General features: G+C 63.3%; 15 protein-coding genes and 2 pseudogenes. 9 read left to right on the forward strand and 8 right to left on the reverse strand.

The features are described from left to right. Positions 1-5: 5 nt before the first annotated feature. Together FFS60_RS15350 and FFS60_RS15355 are read right to left on the reverse strand one after the other, a co-directional pair. Complete coding sequence (locus FFS60_RS15350) at positions 6-1,214, reverse strand: MFS transporter (RefSeq protein ID WP_137822441.1); 1,209 nt, start codon at positions 1,212-1,214, stop codon at positions 6-8. Between the two features lie 12 nt (positions 1,215-1,226). Beyond that, positions 1,227-1,853 carry an isochorismatase family cysteine hydrolase gene (locus tag FFS60_RS15355; protein WP_137822442.1) on the reverse strand — a complete coding sequence of 209 codons (627 nt, stop codon included), beginning with the start codon at positions 1,851-1,853 and terminating at the stop codon, positions 1,227-1,229. Between the two features lie 219 nt (positions 1,854-2,072). Here FFS60_RS15355 and FFS60_RS15360 point away from each other — a divergent pair, with 219 nt between their 5' ends. Then, positions 2,073-2,570: a helix-turn-helix domain-containing protein gene (locus FFS60_RS15360; RefSeq protein ID WP_137822443.1), complete on the forward strand. Its 498-nt coding sequence runs from the start codon at positions 2,073-2,075 to the stop codon at positions 2,568-2,570. Positions 2,571-2,714: 144 nt separating this feature from the next. Here FFS60_RS15360 and FFS60_RS15365 read toward each other — a convergent pair whose 3' ends face one another. Next, complete coding sequence (locus FFS60_RS15365; RefSeq protein ID WP_137822444.1) at positions 2,715-3,086, reverse strand: hypothetical protein; 372 nt, start codon at positions 3,084-3,086, stop codon at positions 2,715-2,717. 555 nt (positions 3,087-3,641) lie between these two features. Here FFS60_RS15365 and FFS60_RS15370 point away from each other — a divergent pair. Continuing rightward, the gene (locus FFS60_RS15370; RefSeq protein WP_051246340.1) at positions 3,642-3,938 is read left to right on the forward strand and encodes a hypothetical protein; all 297 of its coding nucleotides are present in this window, start codon (positions 3,642-3,644) and stop codon (positions 3,936-3,938) included. A 475-nt stretch (positions 3,939-4,413) separates the two neighbouring features. On the opposite strand, the gene FFS60_RS15375 is transcribed toward FFS60_RS15370, so the two are convergent. Together FFS60_RS15375 and FFS60_RS15380 are read right to left on the reverse strand one after the other, a co-directional pair. Continuing rightward, positions 4,414-4,863, reverse strand: a complete 450-nt coding sequence (locus FFS60_RS15375; protein WP_036996738.1) for a hypothetical protein — start codon at positions 4,861-4,863, stop codon at positions 4,414-4,416. Positions 4,864-4,967: 104 nt separating this feature from the next. Next, a complete protein-coding gene (locus FFS60_RS15380; protein ID WP_256658094.1) occupies positions 4,968-5,321 on the reverse strand; it encodes a hypothetical protein in 354 nt (117 codons plus the stop codon). Between the two features lie 213 nt (positions 5,322-5,534). Here FFS60_RS15380 and FFS60_RS29065 point away from each other — a divergent pair. The 5 genes and pseudogenes from FFS60_RS29065 to FFS60_RS15400 form a co-directional block, all read left to right on the forward strand. After that, positions 5,535-5,633 (forward strand): annotated as a pseudogene (locus tag FFS60_RS29065) (integrase); the annotation flags it as partial. Between the two features lie 149 nt (positions 5,634-5,782). Next, positions 5,783-6,466, forward strand: coding sequence for a DJ-1/PfpI family protein (locus FFS60_RS15390; protein WP_028626673.1), 684 nt, complete (start codon positions 5,783-5,785; stop codon positions 6,464-6,466). A 154-nt stretch (positions 6,467-6,620) separates the two neighbouring features. Then, positions 6,621-6,797, forward strand: coding sequence for a hypothetical protein (locus FFS60_RS28875; RefSeq protein ID WP_218570600.1), 177 nt, complete (start codon positions 6,621-6,623; stop codon positions 6,795-6,797). Between the two features lie 18 nt (positions 6,798-6,815). Further along, a pseudogene (locus FFS60_RS29440) lies at positions 6,816-7,229 on the forward strand (M20/M25/M40 family metallo-hydrolase); the annotation flags it as partial. Positions 7,230-7,519: 290 nt separating this feature from the next. Next, positions 7,520-8,431, forward strand: coding sequence for a GlxA family transcriptional regulator (locus tag FFS60_RS15400; RefSeq protein WP_245586463.1), 912 nt, complete (start codon positions 7,520-7,522; stop codon positions 8,429-8,431). Positions 8,432-9,250: 819 nt separating this feature from the next. Here the strand turns inward: FFS60_RS15400 and FFS60_RS15405 are convergent. After that, positions 9,251-9,457, reverse strand: coding sequence for a hypothetical protein (locus tag FFS60_RS15405; protein WP_137822447.1), 207 nt, complete (start codon positions 9,455-9,457; stop codon positions 9,251-9,253). 576 nt (positions 9,458-10,033) lie between these two features. Between FFS60_RS15405 and FFS60_RS15410 the strand changes: the two genes are divergently transcribed. Then, positions 10,034-10,690: a hypothetical protein gene (locus tag FFS60_RS15410; RefSeq protein WP_028626669.1), complete on the forward strand. Its 657-nt coding sequence runs from the start codon at positions 10,034-10,036 to the stop codon at positions 10,688-10,690. Positions 10,691-10,777: 87 nt separating this feature from the next. Here the strand turns inward: FFS60_RS15410 and FFS60_RS15415 are convergent, their stop codons facing one another. Both FFS60_RS15415 and FFS60_RS15420 read right to left on the reverse strand, forming a co-directional pair. After that, the gene (locus FFS60_RS15415) at positions 10,778-11,674 is read right to left on the reverse strand and encodes a DUF2950 domain-containing protein (RefSeq protein ID WP_137822448.1); all 897 of its coding nucleotides are present in this window, start codon (positions 11,672-11,674) and stop codon (positions 10,778-10,780) included. A 13-nt stretch (positions 11,675-11,687) separates the two neighbouring features. Beyond that, positions 11,688-13,196 (reverse strand): DUF3300 domain-containing protein, encoded by a 1,509-nt coding sequence (locus tag FFS60_RS15420; protein WP_137822449.1) that lies wholly within the window; start codon positions 13,194-13,196, stop codon positions 11,688-11,690. Between the two features lie 219 nt (positions 13,197-13,415). Here FFS60_RS15420 and FFS60_RS15425 point away from each other — a divergent pair, with 219 nt between their 5' ends. Continuing rightward, entirely contained in the window at positions 13,416-15,158 is a 1,743-nt protein-coding gene (locus FFS60_RS15425) for a copper resistance system multicopper oxidase (RefSeq protein WP_137822450.1), read from the forward strand. The last annotated feature ends 4 nt before the right edge of the window (positions 15,159-15,162 follow it).

The raw sequence follows: 15,162 nt of genomic DNA on the forward strand, positions 1-15,162 counted from the left end.
TTGGCTCATGGACGAGCCCCGGCGAGCGTTGAGCTCGACTCACGGGGGGAAAGGGCATTGATCACTGTGGCTCCAAGGGCAAGCAAGGCGCCAACTGCAGCAAGGCCGATCCAGCCGGCCCGGTGTACACCATAGTTCCCCAATGCAGCGCCGACCGCTCCGCCCAGGAAGTACGATCCCATGAACAGGGTATTGAGTCGGCTTCGGGCCTCGGGACGCAGGGTGAATACGCGTGCCTGGTTGGCTACCAGGCCGGCGCGATTGCCGAAGTCGAGCAGCAGCATACCGACGATAATCCAGCCAAGGCTTTGGCTGCCCGCAGCGACGAATGCGAAGCCGGCGGCAAGGGTGATCGTACCGGCGAGAACCATGGCGCGTGCGCCCAGGCGATCAGCCAGGGCGCCGATACGTGGCGAGGCGGCAATGCCTAGCAGTGCGACCAGACCAAACAGGCCGATGGTGGCAGAGTCGAACCCGTAGGGTGACTGTGCCAGCAGCGCGGCGAGACTGGCCCATAGCGCGCTGAACGCAGCGAACATCATCAGGCCGCTTGCTGCGCAGTAGCGCAGCACACGTTCCTCGCGGACCAGGCTGACCAGCGAACGCATAAGCCGGGCATAGCTGATCGCGGTCAGGCCGGTGGTGGTGGGCAGGCTCCTGGCAACGACGAGCAGCAGCAGTACATCGATGAGCGAGGCCAGCACGAACACGGCTCGCCATCCCGTTTGTGCACCGACGAAGCCCCCGATCGTGCGCGCCAGCAGAAGGCCTGCCGAGAGCCCACTTAGCAGGCTGCCGACGATTCGACCGCGTTCAGCCGGTGTGGCCAATCCCGAGAGCGCTGGAATGATGATCTGCGCTGTAATCGCGGTCACACCTACCACGAGGCTGCTCATACACAGCAGCGTGAAGCTCGGGGCGGCGGCGCAGATGATCAAGGCGACAGAATTCGCAGCGATGGCCAGCAGCGCGAGCCGGCGTGGCTGCCGGCAATCGGCGAGCGGCACGATGAGCAGCAGGCCCGCCGCATAGCCGAGCTGTGTCAACGTGGCAACCAGGCCTGCCTGTGTTGGCGCTAGGCCAAACGACGCGGCTATCTGTGGCAGCAATGGCTGGTGGTAGTAGATGGTCGATACGGCAAGCGCGCAACACAAGGCCATCAGCGCGACAAGGCGATTGGAAATGCCCTGCGGGGCTGTTGAGGAGACTGACATGGAGCAGCCCCTTCACTGCTGCTGCAGAGCCAGAAGAAGCCCTCGGGTGTCGACGATGCTGTGAGCAAAGGTCGGCCCGTTCAGTTCGTGCGCCGCGTGCATCATATCCTTGCTGAATGCCGCTGTCGCATCGCGTACCAGCGTGACGTGATAACCGAGCTCCATGGCGAAGCGCGCTGTCGACTCGATACAGGTGTTCGCCAGCAGACCGACGACGATCACATGCGTGATGCCTTGCTGCTTGAGGCGGAAGTCGAGGTCGGTATTGGCGAACCCGCTCTGGCCCCAGTGCTCCTGGATGATGACGTCGCCTTCCTGCGGTACGAAATCGGGATGCCATTCGCCGCCCCAAGTGCCTTTGGCGAAGGTATGGCGCTGCTGGATCAGTCGTTGGGTCGGGTTGGGGTGACCCCAGTGATCGTAGTCGCCGGGCTGCCAGCGGCGATGCGGTACGTAGAACACCTGGATGCCATGTTCCCGTGCGGCGACGACGGAGGCGCGCAGGTTGTCGAGCAAGTGAACGTCATCCGCGACACCTTTCAGCATGGGAAACAGCTTGCCACCATCGGACAGGAAATCGTTATAGGGGTCGACCAGCAACAGGCCGGTCCGCGCCGGGGAATACACAGGATGAGTCATGGCAGTGCTCCAGTTGAAAGGAGATCGGAGTGAGAGGCTCGCCTGTACGGATATCTGCCTCTATTTCCCGCTGCGGCGACTTGAGCCTCAGCATGGCTCATATTAACTATGAAAATCATAGCGTAAACGGGAATGATGGTTTGAGGACGACTCCTTGGGACGTTGCAGTCCAGGCTCTGTTACTATGAAAACAATAGTTTCAAGTGGGCGAACAGCGCGATGGCAATGCAGGACAAGACGACCGATACGGTCTGCCCGGTGGCACGCTCGGTGGAAGTAGTCGGCGACAAGTGGACGATCCTGGTCCTGCGCGAGCTGTATATGGGTGCGACACGTTTCGAAGAAATGCAGATTCAGACTGAAGCTACGCCGCAGATGCTGACCTCGCGTTTGAAAGCGCTGGAAGCCGATGGCCTGGTCGAGCGCCGGCCCTACAGTGAAAAGCCGCTGCGCTACGAATACCAGCTCACCGACAAGGGGTGGGACTTCTACCCCGTGATCTATGCGATGCGCGCCTGGGGCGAAAAGTGGTGCAAGAGCGAGGGTGAGGGATTAGCAGTGCATTTCGTGCATCGCGAGTGTGGGCATGACGTTGGTGTGGCCAGCGTTTGTCCTCACTGTGGCGTTCCGGTGAAGCGCAAGGACCTTGAAGCGTCGGTGAGCAATCGCTTCCTTGGCGAACGTGAGGCGCGCCGGGAGGCCTTCAAGCGCAGGTAACTGAGGCTGACAGACTATCCCGAATTGGCGACCGTTTTGATTACTCAAGCGGCTGCTCCTGGCTCAGCCGGAAACAGCCTGTGGCGAACGGCAGCTACTCTCCGGATTTCAAATCCGACGCTCCATTCCCACCGGCAAAGCCGCTTAGTACCCGCCTACATCCGTCCCCACGAATATACCCAGCCTCGGGTCGTAGTACTGAATGACGATTCGCGGACTGCCGTAGCGTTGGTAGTAATAGGGCCGTTCGCCCAGGTAGTAGCCGCCATAGTAGCGAGGGGCGTAGATGACGCGCGGGCCGTGGCCGTAGTAGCCACGGTGACGGTGGAAGTGTTTGTGGTGTTTGTAGCCATTACCGTGGCGATAGCCGTTGTGGCGTCCACCGCCGTGACCGCCGCCGTTCCAGGCGAGCAGGGTCTCACTGGCGTTGCTGGTGGTGGGCCAGGGTTGCTGGGCAAGGAGATGCCCGCTGCCAGCGCAGGCCAGGAAGATGATCAGCAGCTTGAGGATACGCATGGCGAGCCCTCCTGAATGGTCCCCCCACAGTTCACCCCCGCACTCCCAGTATAGTTTTTGACCTGTTTCACCCCGGGCAGGGCACTACCTTGCGTCGGCGGAACTGGCCCCGGCGACATACGGTGAAGGCCGCTTCCTACAGCCTTTTCTGTACTCCAAACCCAGCTGCCTACAGAGAAACTTCCTACGAGCCTTTAGCCTTGAGCGCCTACAAGCGCTCTGGCTAGAGTCCTGCCCGTCACGGTCAATCCCGTGACCTGGGCGTAGGACCCCTGTTTTCTAACCAAGACGCGGTAGCGACATGGCTGCTGGCACAGGCTTGATGCTGTCCAGCACATCTATGGCGGGCCGTGCGAGGAGGCCTTTAAGGCCTGCCCGGATCTTGGTTGCCGGGGCTCCTACCCTTGCACGGCCCTGCCACCCAACCCGTAGGACGGTTACTGGCAGGCAAAGAAGGCCCAACCAAGGTGCTTGCCATGGATAGCAATTTCCCGCCTTTTACCCCCGCGCGCCTCCGCGCTTTTTTCAGCTCTGCCTCCACCCCGGGGGTGCGCCATGCCTGACCTCAAGGCCTTTACCTCCCCTTCCCAGCCCTATCCCGACGTGATGTTCTTCAACGCCGCGGCCAGCCCTGCCCACCTCTTCGAAACCGCCCACCAGCGCATGTCCGCCGTGCTGGACCTGCTGCAACTGGTGGAACACGCGGAGAACGGCGACTTCGTGCAGCGCGAAGCGGCGCGTTTGTCCTTTGCGGTGGGTTTGCTGCTGGGGGATGCGCGGTCGCTGTACGAGGCCGCATATGAGCGGGCGATGCAACTGGGCGGCGAGGAGACGGCGGGAATGGCGCCATAGGATGTGGTGGGCGCCGGCACGACACCCGGGTGGTAGGCAGCCGTAGCCCGGAGGGAATCCGGGGGCTGTTGCAGGTCTTCCCTGGATTGCATCCAGGCTACTGGGTGGCACGGAGCGAAGCCCGTCGGCGAGGGTGATGGGTTTCGCTTCGCTCTACCGCATCCTACGAGTTGATCGGGCGCAGGCACGAAGTTCGGTTGGTAGGCCGTAGCCCGGAGGGAATCCGGGGGCTGTGGCAGGTCTTACCTGGAGTGCATCCAGGCTACTGGGTGGCGCGGAGCCAAGCCCATCGGCGAGGGTGATGGGTTTCGCTTCGCTCTACCGCATCCTACGAGTTGATCGGACGACGGCACGATGTCCGAGTCGTAGCGGCGGAAGACCGCAGAATTGGAAGGCAGGCTGAACGGGCATTGTGGAAGTGTCCGCCTGGGGGCGCTTCCGCCAACCAGGCCGACACCGAGGTCGTGCCAAGTGCTTATTGGGCAGGCTTCTGGGCCGGCTGCTCCATGGGCTTCTGCATGGGCATCCCCCCCATGCCCGGCTGCGAGCCCATCATGCCGGCGTGCTGGTCCATCATCCGCATCATCATTTCCATCATCTGCGGGCCCATCATCTTCATGTGCTGGCCCATATCCTTGCCGGGGCAGCCGCCCTGCATCATGCCGAGACCTTCCTTCATCGCCTGCATGCCTTCGCGCATGGCCGCCTGGCGCTCCTCCGGGGTCTTGGCGGCCGCGATCCTGTCGTGAATGGACTGCATCTTCTGCATTTGCTCGGCCATGGCCTTTTCCCGGTCCTGGGTGGTTGCCGACGGGCTCTCGGCGTTCGCCGGAGCCTGCTCGGGGTGATGTTCTTCGACGGCCGCGGCGAGCAGCGGGCTGCTGATCAGCAGTGCGGCAACGAGCGATTTGATGGTGATGTGCATGGCGATCTCCGACTGTTTCAAAGGGTGGGATGCAGCGGTCCACGCCTGCTCGTGCAGGCGTAGCAAGACTGTGCGTCCGGAGGCCCGGGCGCACAGAAGACGGGTCAATCGTTGAAGCGGACGAAGCGCAGACGTGCCGGCGGCCGTGGCGGCGCAGGCAGGTGGAAGGCGAGTGCGGCGAAACGTGGGGGTATGACGGCAGGCAGGAGGGCTACCGGAAGTAGCAGCAAGAGGGGCCAGAATATCTGGTCGAGGAGAACCTGGCCCGACGCCAGCTTCAACGCCGTCGCGCCGTCCTCGCAGAACTGCAGGCACCCACTGGCATGCAGCTGGTGAGATCGTTCATGCAGGCTGGACGACACTTCATCATGACCGCTCGCCAGATCGTGAGGCAGGTAGGACAGGCAGCCATGGTTTGCCGCGACCCCAAACGCCAGCAACCACAGCACCAGGGCCATGCGTAGCAACGAGCGTTGATGAAATCGTAACCAGGACATCTGCTCAGTCCGCCGGGATATCAAGTTCGACACTAGCGCCTAGGGCAATGCCGCGCTTGATCCACATCAAGTCTCGGCAGTCTAGCTGCCAGCTTGGAGGGCTGCTTTGGGTTGGTTGGCGGCCATGCACTGCAACTGATCCACCGTTGTCCTCCCCAACTCGGAGGACAAGCCATGAACACCAATACTTCGTACAGCCATCAAACTTGGAGCAAGGGGAAGCTTGCCGGACAGAAAGCCCCGCTTCGATTCAGAGACCTCTGGGCCATTCGTTAATGACTCAGACCGAGATCCGCAATCCTGGCATCGCGTTCGGCACGATTTGGCTTGTATGGCAGAAAAAGCTGTAAATGTGACATTGCAGCCATTGCGCCGGGCGATGATTCTTGGGACCTGTCCCCATTACGTCGCCAGGTGCCACGATGAACTCCCCCATTCACATCGGATTCCTGCTCTTCCCCTATGTCACCCAGCTCGACCTGACCGGGCCGGCCCAGGTACTCAGCCGTGTGCCGGATGCAAAGGTGCATCTGGTGTGGAAGACCACCGATCCGGTGGTCACCGACGTTGGCTTCGAGATCGTGCCGACCACAACCTTCGACGACTGCCCACCACTGACCGTGCTGTGCGTGCCAGGTGGCTTCGGCATCGGCGACCAGCTCAACGACAGCCAGACGCTGGACTTTTTGCGCCGCCACGGCGAGAGCGCGCGCTACGTCACCTCGGTGTGCAACGGCGCACTGTTGCTCGGCGCCGCCGGGCTGCTGCAGGGCTACCGCTCGGCCTGCCACTGGATGTGGCGCAAGTACCTGCCGAGCTTTGGTGCGGAGCCTGTGGCACGGCGCATCGTCCGCGATCGCAATCGCATCTCGGGCGGCGGGGTGACGGCTGGCATCGACTTTGGCCTCGCACTGGCCGCCGAGCTGGCCGGTGACGACGTGGCCAAGACACTGCAGTTGGCCTTCGAGTACGACCCTGAGCCGCCGTTCGATTGCGGCACGCCCGAGAAGGCCGGCCCCGCCTTGGTCGAGCACCTGAGCGCGCTGCAGGCCGACCGTGTGGCTTATGTCGAAGCCCGCATCGCCCAAGCGGTGGCACGGCTGTAGCAGCGCGCCGGCGATCTCCGGGTCAGGCTTCCTTGTGCGGCTTTCATCGAAGCCGGGGCCTGCCGAAGCATGACCCGTGAGCCGCAATCGAGCAGTTTCGTGGAGGAGCTCATTGATGTTGAAGTAATCGTTACCAGGGCTACTGGCGACTCTGGTGTTCCTGGCGCTCGTGCTGGTGGCGAACACCAACCGCAAGGAGTCGAAGCAGATTGAGGTACAGGCAGAGCCCGAGTTCCTCAAGCTGCACAAGCACCTGCAGCAAGTGTTTCCGCTGGTGCACCGCACGCTCAAGCGTGAACTGGTGGGAGGCTACAGCCTGCTCTGCACCTGAGAGGGGCGCGACCCGAAGGCCAAGCCGTTCATGTTGATGGCGCACCAGGATGTGGTACCCATCGCCGAAGGCACGGAGAAGAATTGGTCTGTCGATCCATTCGCGGGCACCATCAAGGACGGCTACATCTGGGGCCGAGGTTCCCGGGACGATAAGGGCAACCTGCGGTCCATGCTGGAGGCCATAGAAGTCCTGCCGGCCCAGGGCGTCCGGCCGGAGCAGACGATCTACATCGTGGCCGGCCACGACGAAGAAGCCGGCGGCAGACGCTTGGCCGGCGAGTCGCACGGCTATGCCGCGCAGATGCGACGGCTCGTGATGCCTGGGCCTCAAGCGTGTCCATATCGCCGGCAACTCGATGGGGGGCACCTCGGCCGCGCTGCTCGCGATAGGCGAACCGCGACGTGTGGCCGGTCATACGCCCAGCGGTAGCGTAGGCCATTGGCCCAGTGCCGGTTGCAGCTCGCCGCGGGCTAACGTGTCCTTGGCGAAGCAATGCAGCAATAGCTGCCATACCCGAGGTACCGTGGCGGCGCTTCAAGAAAGCTCATCAGCCAGCTCATGCGGCTCTCCAGCTGTAAGTAGTCATTGCCATTGAAGCCAGTTCCGCCCTTCCCGCGGAGGGAGGGGCAGACCGTTTTGACGCGGCTAGCGCCGTGGACTAACGTACCGGCTGAAACTCCAGCTAGACCTCTATTTCTGCCATGTCGCACCGCGTTGCAATGCTTGTGTTTCCGGGCTTCCAATTGCTCGATGCTGCCGGGCCAATCGCGGCCTTCGAGGCGGCGGGGGGCTACGCCATCCAGGTGGTCGCCCTCCAACCTGGTCTGGTGCTCAGTTCGTCGCGCGTGACCTGGCAGGCCGAGCAGCTGCCACGGCTGTCCGACATCGACACCTTGCTGGTATCAGGCGGTGATGGCGTCGATCAGGCAATGAACGACGAGCGCCTGCTGGATTTCGTGCGCCGCGCGGTGGCCCGACAGGTGCGCGTTGCCAGCGTGTGCTCGGGCAGCCTGCTGCTTGCCGCGGCAGGTGTGCTCAATGGGCGCAGTGCGACTACGCACTGGTCGCGCACCGGGCAGTTCGAGCGCCAGTTCCCGAACGTGCACCTCGACGCCGACCGCATCTTCGTCAAGGACGAGTCCGTGTGGACCAGTGCTGGTATCAGCGCCGGCATCGACCTCGCGATAGCTATGATTGCCGAGGACCATGGCCACGAACTCGCTCGCAGCGTCGCGCAGGAACTGGTCGTCTACTACCGTCGGCCAGGCGGGCAGTCGCAGTTCTCCGCGCTGCTCACGATGCAGGGATCGCACGACCGCTTCGACGTGCTGCTCGACTATGTACGCCGCCACCTCGCACAGCGACATGGCGTCGAAGACCTCGCCGCCATAGCCTGCATGAGCCCGCGCCATTTCGCGCGGGAGTTCCGCGCAAAGACTGGTGTGACCCCGGCCAAGGCCGTGGAGCGCCTGCGCGTGGAGGCCGCTCGCACGGCGCTGGAGAACGGTGCCAACTCCGTGCAACGCGTGGCCACCGAATGTGGATTCGGCGATATCGAACGCATGCGCCGCAGCTTCATGCGCTTGCTGGGGGTGCCCCCGTCGTCGCTACGACGCTCGGCCGGCGATTGACCTTACCTCTGCGGAACGCTCAACAGTCGCGGCCGATCATCTGAGATGCACGCCTCCGCGCGGCTGCGCCGAGCTGTCGCTGAGTCTTTCCCTGTAGTAGCAATGCCGGCGAGATCAGGTCAGTGCCGAGGTTTGAGGCCGCCCAGGTGGCAGCTTTACGGCCCGCCCATTAATAAAGCGCCCTACCCGCCTACATCAGTCCCCGCGAAGATCCCCAGCCTCGGGTCGTAGTACTGAATGACGATTCGCGGGCTGCCGTAGCGCTGGCAGTAATAGGGCCGTTGCCCAGGTAGTAGCCGCCATAGTAGCGAGGGGCGTAGATGAGGGGCTGTGGCGAGGTACGGTGAAGGCCTCGGTCTGGACGGTTTCCTTCGTAACCAGTATTTCGACTTCCGCACGGCCCGCCACCTCTTGCCGAGTCGAAACGGCATGTGGCGGCTCCTTTGGATACGGCTGAGTGCTTCCTCGCCTCCCGATGCCTTTCGCCAGCCGTAGCCCGGATGGAATCCGGGGGCTGTGGCAGGCCTTCCCTGGATTGCATCCAGGCTGCTGGGTGGCACGGAGCGAAGACCGTCGGCGAGGGTGATGGGTTTCGCTTCGCTCTACCGCATCCTACGAGTTGATCGGGCGCCGGCACGAAACCCGATTGGTTGGCGCCGTAGCCCGGATGGAATCCGGGGGCTGTGGCAGGCCTTACCTGGATTGCATCCAGGCTGCTGGGTGGCGCGGAGCGAAGCCCGTCGGCGAGGGTGATGGGTTTCGCTTCGCTCTACCGCATCCTACGAGTTGATTGGGCGCCGGCACGAAGTCCGCGTGCACCTATAGCCTGGGCCGGGTCTGAAGGGTCCCGGTCAGGTACAACCCGCCGAGCACCAGGCTGGCCAACGAGCTGACGATCCAGAAGCGGGCACCGTTGTAGCCGGGTTTGAACCGGGCAATGGCCAGGCCTGCCATCCCGCGCACCAGCAGAGCGGCGGCGAGCGCAGTGCCCGCAGCGGCCAGCAGTAACCAACCGTTGCCTTCCATAGGGAGCCTCCGGAATCGAAGCCTGATATTGGCGGTGCGCCGTGAAGGGAGCAATGCGGCGCAAAACCGCAGAATGGGTACGAATGGATAGGTATTCCGGATGTACCCGCGGGTTGATGGTTGGGATTACGATGGCGCGGCAAATCAGCCATCAAATGGCTTATTTGCCACCCAGTGATAGTCAAAATTTCGGAAGCGTCCGGAGGGGTTCCGGGGGTGCCGGAAACCACCGGTTTAGAGGCGATCCCTTACTTTTTGCAGGGCTGTTATAACCATCGCCGTCACTGCCGCCGGTCGGGGCTTTGATCGTTTTTTGAACAAAAACGGGATGTTGCGATTATTATGCACCGGCGATCAGGACGCGACTTGCCATCAACACCACTGATGGCGCGACTGACTTCTACATAAATCCGGAACGACTCCACAGTGCATGAGAGTTCATGTGCCGGGGATTTTTCGTCCCGGAAAAAGGCCAAGGGTAGGCCTTCGTTCGCAGACGGCGAACATGCAAATACATAATTCCAATGCCGCTGTTGCATCAGTACAGCCGCTCAAATTGTTAGAAAGAGGTAAACCATGGAGCTTTTTCATCTTGTTGCTTCCCTGTTCCAACAGCCGGCAACCATGGAGCTGACTCGCATGGGCGTGGTCTACGCCCACCTCATCGCTTGCTGCGTGGCTATCGGCATGGTGCTGACCAGCGATATCGCCATGATCAAGCAACTGTTCCAGGGCCGTGATTCGACCGCTGCCGACAAGGAACATCTGCATGCGCTGAAGCAGACCGTACTGCTTTCCCTCGCAGCACTCTGGGTAACCGGGATCGGTATCGTGGCGCTGGACTACTCGCAGAAGGGGGCGGTGTATTTCCTCAACCCCAAACTGCAGGCCAAGATCCTGGTCGTCGCACTGCTGACCCTCAACGGCTGGGTACTGCACAGTGTGGTGATGCCTGCGATGGACAAGGCCGGCAGCCTGCTCAAGCTCGACATCAATGCCCGTAACCTCGCGCTGTTCTCGGGTGTCGTTTCCGGGGTGTCCTGGTTCTACGGCGCGATGCTGGGTATCGCCCGTCCGCTGAGCTGGAAATACTCCCTGAGCGACATCATGTTCGCCTACCCGGTGCTCATCTGCCTTGGCTTCGCCGCGATGACCCTGCTGGTCAAGTGGGCCGCCAACCGGACTACCACCCAGGTTCCTGCTCGAATGAACCCCGCGCTCGCCTCCTGGTAAGCGTGGGCGGGCAAGGAAGCCCGACCTTATAAAAGAGCCGCAGGGTGCCCACGTGCCCCTGCGGCTTTTGCTTTTCGGGCAAACGCCTTACGAGCCCGGCGCGTCCTGCGGCTGAACTTCATCCCAACTGCTGTCCGGGTCGAAGGTCTTCATGGCCTTGGCGATCTTTTCGCTATCGCGGCCAAGGTCCTTCTGAAAGACCTGGCCCTCGTGGCTGATCGTGAAGCTCATCACGCCGCTGTCGCCGTATTGGGCGGGCCAGGCGACCAGGGCGAAGCCACGGCTCATGGCCTTGCCAAGCATGTAGTCGTAGGCGCCACCGGGGGCCGAGGGGCCTTGGGCAGTCAGAATGCGGAAGTGATAACCGTGCCAGTCGTCGCCCTTGGTCTGGCCGCCGAATAGCGGACCGAGGGGACTTTCGTCGGTGCCGTCTTCATCGGCCCAGTACAGGCCGTCGTGCTGGCCGTCGGTGCTGATGAACTTCTGCGCGTACTCGAGCACGCCATCGCCGTTGCGGTCGACCTCGGCGTAGTCCATCTGCGCGTCGTGGTACGCCTCTGCAGCCTCGATGGCCGACAGCTCGTTGCGACCGATACGGCGCAGGCGAATCTCCTCGCCACCGGCCTTGGCGTCGAAGCTCCAGCCTTGTTTGTCCTGAACGATAGGGATGGGCAGCGTCCAGGGGTCGTTGCCGACGACTATGTGGGCGCGGCCTTTGGTGGCGATGTCAATCTCGTGCTTTTCCTTGTAGTGGGCGATGAAAGCGTCGACGTCCTTGCGCTCGATGCCCTTGGTGGGGATGTAGTCCCGCCAGTCGGCGCCGAGCAGTGCAGCCAGGCGATCGGCATCGGCCTTTTCGGTTCCGAGGGCGGCGACGAAGGATTCAGCTGCGGCCTCCGGGGTCTTGAAGCGTTCGTTTGCATTGACGCTGATGGCGCAGACGGCCAGCGACAGCAGGGCGAGGATGCGGTTTACGCGATTCATGGGCTGTCTCCTTTCAGCGCCTACGGCCACCACCGCCACGAGACGGTGCGTGGGCTGGACGTTGTACCTGCCGGCCGGCAGAAGCCTTTTGGGGGCGCGAGGCAGAGGCCCGACTGGCCTCGCCCCGACTGGCAGCCGCGCGCGTCTGGGACGGCTGACGAGCGCCATCAAAGGCGTTATTGCGCGGTGCCTGCTGGCGGGCTGCGGTGTGTTGCTGACGGGCCTGTTGCCGTACTTGCTGGTTGTTCTGCGTGCGCGGGCGCTGTTGCGGCCGGTTGGCATCGGTGCGCTGGCGCTGCTGCACCGCACTTTCGGCGCGCTGGCGCGCCTGCGGGTCGTTGCGCATATCGCGGCTGGCAGCCTGGGCTCTCTCACGGGCTTGCTGGTTGCTGCCGGCGGGCGCCTGGATGCCCCGTTGCTGCATGCTCTGGCTGGCGCGCTGGCGTTGCGCGGTGCGATCGGCGTCGTACCCACGCAGGGGCTCGCGCTGCTGACTGCCATTGAGGCGCAGGCCGTTCTGCTGACGGTTGATGTTGTCGCGGTAGGGCACGCCCTGGCGGTTGACGGGGTTGTGGACGAACTTGTTCTGGTTGGCATTGATCTGCCGGTTGGTGTTGATGTTGTTGTAGCGATTGACGTCGATGTCGACGTCGCCGCCACCCCAGTCGCAGTCGCCCCAGAGGGAATTGACGATGCCCACGCCGACGCCGAAGGCCAGGCCCGTCGCCAATGCGGTGGCAACTGGATAGCCATAGCTGGGCGGCGGCGGGTAGTAGGGCGGCGGGTAGGACGGATAGGACCAACTGCCATAGACCACGGTGGGGTTGTAGCTGGGCACGTACACGACTTGCGGGTCGGCGGGCTCGATGATGATGGTCTGGGTGCTGGCGGCCGGCTGCACCACGGTGGTGGTGGAGCTGGGTGCGGGCGCGGCTTGCTGGACACTGACTGTCTGCTGTTCATTGGATTCCAGGTTGCCAGCGGCCTGAGCCTGGCGCCGCAGGCGCTGGACGGAATCCATTACATCATTGGGCTGGGCCAGGAAGGCATCCCCCACGCGCTGCACCCAGGCCGGGTCCTGCCCGAGGGTGGCAAGCACCTGCGGAAAGGCCACCAGGGATTGCACGCTGGGGTCCCAGGGCTGGTCGGCCACCTGCTTCACAGCCGCATCGCCCTGGACGTCCGGATGGGCCTTGGACCAGGCGACGGCGTCGGCCACGTTGCCCGGGTAGGTCGCTGCCATCAGCACCTGCGCCAGCAGGGAATCCGGATAGAGGGCGATGGGCGCCATCATCTGGTCGAGTTCTTCGGTCCTGAACACCGCCTGCGTGGCGGCGGGTTGGGTCGCTGGCGAGGCGGCTGCCGGTGCGGCGTCAACCGCCGGGGCTGCGGAAACGCCAGCCGTGGGGGCGTCATCGCTTTCGGCGGCGGAGATGCCGGCATCCGTGGCGGCAAAGGCCAGGTTGACGCCGCAAGCCAGCAAGGCCAGCAGCACGGCGCTGAATCGGGTGCGGATAGACATGGCGTTTCTCCCGCCAAAAGGAGTGGTTGTCCCTGAACCCGGCAAAGGGCTGAGCCTTACCGCTGCCGTGGAGAAACGATAGCCCAGAGGCCAGCACCGAGCCCGGCCAAACTGACAGAAATGTAATCACCCGCCGTTCTTCGATATGGCAGTTTTACATGTGAGCCGCGCAGCAGACCGTTGCGCGGCGCCCTTTCTGACTGACTGGATTGAAACGGCATGCAGTGCAAAACCTCGCGGCGGACCTTCGTCAAAGGCCTTGCCGCTGGCGGCATACTCGGTGGCCTGGGGCTGTGGAAAGCGCCTGTCTGGGCGGTGACCAGCCCGGGCCAGCCTGCGGTGCTCAGCGGCACCGAGTTCGACCTGTTCATTGGCGAGACGCCGGTGAACCTCACCGGCAAGGCGAGAATCGCCAAGACCATCAACGGCACCCTCCCCGGCCCGCTGCTGCGCTGGCGCGAGGGCGACACCGTGACCCTGCGGGTGCGCAATCGCCTGGCTGAAGACACGTCCATCCACTGGCACGGCATGATCCTGCCCGCCAACATGGACGGCGTGCCGGGCTTCAGCTTTGCCGGCATTGCGCCGGACGGCATGTACGAATACCGCTTCCAGGTGAAGCAGCACGGCACCTACTGGTACCACAGCCACTCCGGCCTGCAGGAGCAGGTAGGTGTGTACGGCCCCATCGTGATCGACCCGAAGGAACCGGAGCCTTTCCAGTACCAGCGCGACTACGTGGTGATGCTGAGCGACTGGACCGACGAAGACCCGGCCCGCGTGATGGCCAAGCTGAAGAAGCAGTCGGACTACTACAACCAGCACAAGCGCACCGTCGGGGACTTCATCAACGACGTCAGCGAGAAAGGCTGGTCCGCCACCATGGCCGACCGCACGATGTGGGCGGACATGAAGATGAGCCCCACCGACCTCGCGGACGTCAGCGGCGCCACCTACACCTACCTGCTCAACGGCCAGGCGCCGGATGGCAACTGGACCGGGCTGTTCCGGCCGGGCGAAAAGATCCGCCTGCGCTTCATCAACGGCTCGGCCATGACCTACTTCGATGTGCGCATCCCCGGCCTGAAAATGACGGTGATCGCCGCCGACGGGCAGCCCGTTGAGCCGGTGAGCGTGGATGAGTTCCGTATTGCCGTGGCCGAGACCTATGACGTACTGGTGGAGCCCTCGAGCGACGAGGCCTATACGATCTTCGCCCAGTCCATGGACCGCTCCGGTTACGCCCGCGGCACCCTGGCGGTGCGCGAAGGGCTGAGCGCACCCGTGCCAACCCCCGACCCACGCCCGCTGATCAGCATGGCCGATATGGGTATGGACCACGGTGCCATGGGCCACGGATCGCAGGATGGGGACGACATGGCAGGAATGGACCATTCCGCCATGCAGGGCATGGACCACTCGCAGATGGGTGGCCAGATGCAGGCCCACCCGGCATCGGAAGCCAACAACCCGCTGGTGGACATGCAGACCATGACGCCAGCCCCCAAGCTGGACGACCCCGGCATCGGCCTGCGCGACAACGGCCGCCGCGTGCTGACCTACGCCGACCTGCGCAGCACCTTCCCCGACCCTGACGGCCGTGAGCCGGCGCGCACCATCGAATTGCACCTCACCGGGCACATGGAGCGCTTCTCCTGGTCGTTCGACGGCATCCCGTTCGCCGACGCGGAGCCGCTGCGGCTGACATACGGCGAGCGCCTGCGCATCACCCTGGTCAACGACACCATGATGACCCACCCCATTCACCTCCACGGCCTGTGGAGCGACCTGGAGGACGAGCAAGGCAACTTCCAGGTACGCAAGCACACCATCGACATGCCCCCCGGCACACGACGCAGCTATCGCGTCACGGCCGATGCACTGGGCCGCTGGGCGTACCACTGCCATCTGTTATTCCACATGGACATGGGCATGTTCCGTGAAGTCCGCGTAATCGAATGAAGGA

Source organism: Pseudomonas sp. D(2018) (assembly GCF_005502555.1).
Classification (GTDB): domain Bacteria; phylum Pseudomonadota; class Gammaproteobacteria; order Pseudomonadales; family Pseudomonadaceae; genus Metapseudomonas; species Metapseudomonas resinovorans.